This window comes from Bradyrhizobium sp. SHOUNA76 (assembly GCF_023006445.1).
Taxonomy (GTDB): Bacteria; Pseudomonadota; Alphaproteobacteria; order Rhizobiales; family Xanthobacteraceae; genus Bradyrhizobium.
On sequence record NZ_JALBHA010000565.1, the window covers coordinates 1 to 3,830 of the forward strand.

Genomic DNA, 3,830 nt, shown 5'->3' on the forward strand with positions numbered 1-3,830 from the left:
GGTCCGTCGGGATCGAGCTCCAGAGCCTGCCGAAGCCGCTCGACCTCGCGGCCTTGCGCATCAGCCTCGCCAATCTCGGCAAGACCGCGATGGGCCTTCCGGCGATGCACACCTGGGGTGGCGTCGCCACCGACGCGATCGTGGAACGGCACCGCGCCTAGGCCGCGGAGCTGCCATGCGGTTGGATGCGGCTGCTGGGCCGCGTTGATCGCGCTCTATGCCGGGCTACCGGATTCCGACAGACATTGCAGGGCGTGGCCAAGGCCCGCCCGGCAGGCATTGAGGGCGGCGCTCGCCGTCGCATAGCGTGGCGTGACGTCGTCGAGCACGAAAATGTCGGCGGAACCCGCCGGATCTCCCTGCGCCAAGCCTGTTTCCAGCAAGCCTGTTTCCAGCAAGCCTGTTTCCGGCATGCCTGCTTCCATCATGGCTGCGTCGATCAGGCGCATGCTGCTCTCGATCCGTGTGATCAGAGCGCGAAGTTCGGCAGCGATCAACTGACGGCTGTCAGTTTCGGGCATCGCGACGAGCGGGGGTGTGCCAGCGAAATTTAGCATGGATATTCTCCGTACCCCGCAATTAGGCACCCTGCCGCTACTTGTGCGTTAAGTCCATGTCCCGTACAAATACGGGTGGGCCGAATCCGCGCCGAACGCCATAAACGGTTGGCGCGCACGCGAGTCCTTCATGCCAACCGGATGTGGCACATGGCCGAACAAAGCTCTCGCGGTGAAATCTTCGTCGTCGACGACGACCCTGCCGTTCGCGACACTCTGTCGATGGTGTTGAAGGCGGCGGGCTATGAGGTGATCTGTTTTGCGGACGGGGCAGCGTTGCTCTCCGTCGCGCGAAACCGCACACCGGCTGCGATCCTGCTGGACGTGAACATTCCCGGAAAGTCGGGCCTCGACATTCTGAAGGAGCTGCAAGGCGAGGATTATCCGGCGCCGATCTTCATGATCTCCGGACAGGGCGACATCGCGATGGCGGTGGGCGCGATCAAGAGCGGCGCGCTCGACTTCATCGAGAAGCCGTTCCGGGGCAGCGAGATCGTCGGCCGGCTCGACGAGGCGATCGGCGCCTATGCGCGCAGGCAGGCGGAGAACGCCTCGCCGAAATTCGGCTCGCTGCATTTCCCCGGGCGCGAACCGCTGACGCGCAGGGAGCGTGAGGTGCTCGAGCAGTTCGCGGCAGGCGCCTCCAACAAGGAAGCCGGCCGCACGCTCGGCATCAGCCCGCGCACCATCGAGGATCACCGCGCCAACATCATGAAGAAGCTCGGCGCGCGCAATGCCGCCGATCTGATCCGTATCGTGATGACCGCGGCCCAGCGCGCGTCGTAGTAAGCTCTTGTAGCCCGGGTGAGCGAAGCGACACCCGGGACCGCTGCTGCAAAGTCCCGGATATCGCTTCGCTCATCCGGGCTACGGCTGCCGTCTGCGCACGCGCCTCAAGCGCTCAGCGCCTTGCGGATGATCCGCGCCAGATCCGACTTGCGATAGGGCTTCGCCAGCAGCAGAACGCCGGAATCCAGCCGGCCGTGATGGATGATCGCATTCTCGGTATAGCCCGATGTGTAGACCACCCTGAGATCGGGGCGCGTCTTCTGGAGCTCGTCGGCGAGCTGCCGTCCGTTCATCTTGCCGGGCATGATGACGTCGGTAAACAGGAGGTCGAACGGCTTTCCGGCGGCGACGATCGCGAGCGCCTCCGCGGCGTTCGCGGCCTGCAAGGTGACGTAACCCAGCGAATGCAGCTGCGCCAGCACATAGTCGCGCACCAGCCTGTCGTCCTCGACCACCAGGATCGTCTCGTGGCCGCCCTCGATCGTCGCCGGCGTTACGCCATCACCGACCGCCGTCGGCGTCTTGCCGGGCGGCAGATACATCTTGATCGTGGTGCCGTGGCCTTCCTCGCTGTAGATCTTGATGTGGCCGGCGGACTGCTTGATGAAGCCATAGACCATCGAAAGTCCGAGCCCGGTGCCCTTGCCCGGTCCCTTCGAGGTGAAGAAGGGGTCGAACACCCTGGGCAGCATGCTCGCGGGAATTCCGGCGCCGGTGTCGCTCACGGCAATCAGTACATAATGGCCGGGGCGGACGTCGTTGACGCTGGCATAGACCTCGTCGAGATAGGCGGCGCCGGTCTCCACGATCAGCTTGCCGCCACCGGGCATGGCGTCGCGGGCGTTGAGCGCGAGGTTGAGGATCGCGGTGGTGAGCTGGTTGGGATCGACGATCGCAACGCAAATCTCGTCTTCGAACACGGATTCGATCAGGATCTGCTCGCCCAGCGTCGGCCGCAACAGTTTCGCGGTGTCGACGACCAGCGAGTTGATGTCGATCTCGCGCGGCTGGAGCGGCTGCTTGCGCGCGAAAGCGAGCAGGTGCTGGGTCAGGTCGGCGCCGCGCGCGGCGGCCTCGTCGATCATCTTGGTGATGGCCGCAAGTTGCGGCTCCTTCTCGACGGCCTCCGCGAGGATCTCGATCGTCCCGGTGATGACGGTAAGGATGTTGTTGAAATCGTGCGCCACGCCGCCGGTGAGCTGGCCGACCGCCTCCATCTTCTCGGCATGGCGGATGCGCTCGTCGGCGGCGATCTTGTCGGTGAGGTCGCGGTAGAAGACGTTGAACAGCAGGCCTTCGCGGCGCTTCAGCGCGGTGACGCTCAGCTCGGCCTTGAATTCCTTGCCGTCGCGGCGGCGGCACACGAGCTCGCGGCGGCGATTCAGTGATCTGCCGTCCTCGCTCTCCAGGAACTGCTTCAGGCCCGCCCTGACCCTCTCGCGTTCGCTCTCGGCGACGATGAGGTCGATCGTGCTCTTGCCCAGCACCTCGTCGCGGCGCCAGCCGAAGAGCTGTTCGGCCTGCGAGTTCCAGTTCAGGACGCTGCTGGTCTCGTCGGTCTGGATGAAGGCGTCGAGCGAGGTCTCGACGATGTTGCGGGCGAGCCGCTCACTCTCGCGCAGCGATTCCTGCGCGAGCCGCGCTTCCGTCATGTCGCGCCCGGCAAAGTAGAAGCGATGCGCCTTTTCGGACCAGCTGCCGAGCCAGGACAGCCAGACCTCGTGTCCGTTCTTGTGGAAGCAGCGGGTGTCGCCGAGCTTGGGGCGTTCGCCGCGCCGGAGCGCGCGCATGTCCTCGCGCGATTGCGCCAGATAGTCCGGATGAATGAAGTCGGCGCCGCTGCGGCCGATCATCTCCTCCGGCCGGTAGCCGAGAATGGTCTCGCTGCTCGGACTGATCTGCGCGACATGGCCCCGCGCATCCATGATCATGATGAGATCCTGCGAGGTGTCGAAGATCTGCCGGCGCTCCTCGATCTGCTGCTGGAGCTGCCGCTCGGCCCGCCGCGCCTCGGTGAGGCTGTGCGCGGTCCCGGAGACGCCGACGATCTCGCCCGAAGGTCCCCTGATCGGCGACAGGCTGAGCGAAATCTCGACCGGCCTGCCGTCCTTGCGCAGGCGCACCGTCTCGAACCGCTCGATCGGCTCCCCCCGCGCGATCCGCGCCAAATAGTCCTTGCCATGGGCACGGCGGTCGGGCGGGACAATAATCGAGGTGGATTTCCCGATCGCTTCATTTGCCGAATAGCCATAGAGGCGTTCGGCCGCGGGATTCCAGCCGGTGATGATGGCGTCGAGCGATTGCATCACGATCGCGTCGTCGGATGATTCGACGGCGGCGCTGAACAATTGCTCGCGCGCCGCATGATGGCTTCGCGCGGCCTCGGTGCGGCGATGCTCCCGGACCTCGCGCTCGAGTGCGGCCGTTTTCGCCCGGGTCTCTTCGACCATCCGGGCGAAAGCCCGCGCCAGCACGCCGGTCTCG

At 65.5% G+C, this 3,830-nt stretch carries 3 protein-coding genes and 1 pseudogene; 2 read left to right on the forward strand and 2 right to left on the reverse strand.

The window, feature by feature from the left end; genetic code table 11:
• Window positions 1–161: pseudogene (locus MOV74_RS33305) on the forward strand (response regulator); the annotation flags it as partial.
• Between the two features lie 54 nt (window positions 162–215).
• Here the strand turns inward: MOV74_RS33305 and MOV74_RS33310 are convergent.
• Entirely contained in the window at window positions 216–557 is a 342-nt protein-coding gene (locus tag MOV74_RS33310; protein WP_246931232.1) for a hypothetical protein, read from the reverse strand.
• Between the two features lie 150 nt (window positions 558–707).
• Between MOV74_RS33310 and MOV74_RS33315 the strand changes: the two genes are divergently transcribed.
• Window positions 708–1,343 carry a response regulator transcription factor gene (locus tag MOV74_RS33315; RefSeq protein WP_246931233.1) on the forward strand — a complete coding sequence of 212 codons (636 nt, stop codon included), beginning with the start codon at window positions 708–710 and terminating at the stop codon, window positions 1,341–1,343.
• A 107-nt stretch (window positions 1,344–1,450) separates the two neighbouring features.
• Here MOV74_RS33315 and MOV74_RS33320 read toward each other — a convergent pair.
• The coding region (locus tag MOV74_RS33320) for a PAS domain S-box protein (RefSeq protein WP_246931234.1) at window positions 1,451–3,830 on the reverse strand (2,380 nt) is incomplete at its 5' end.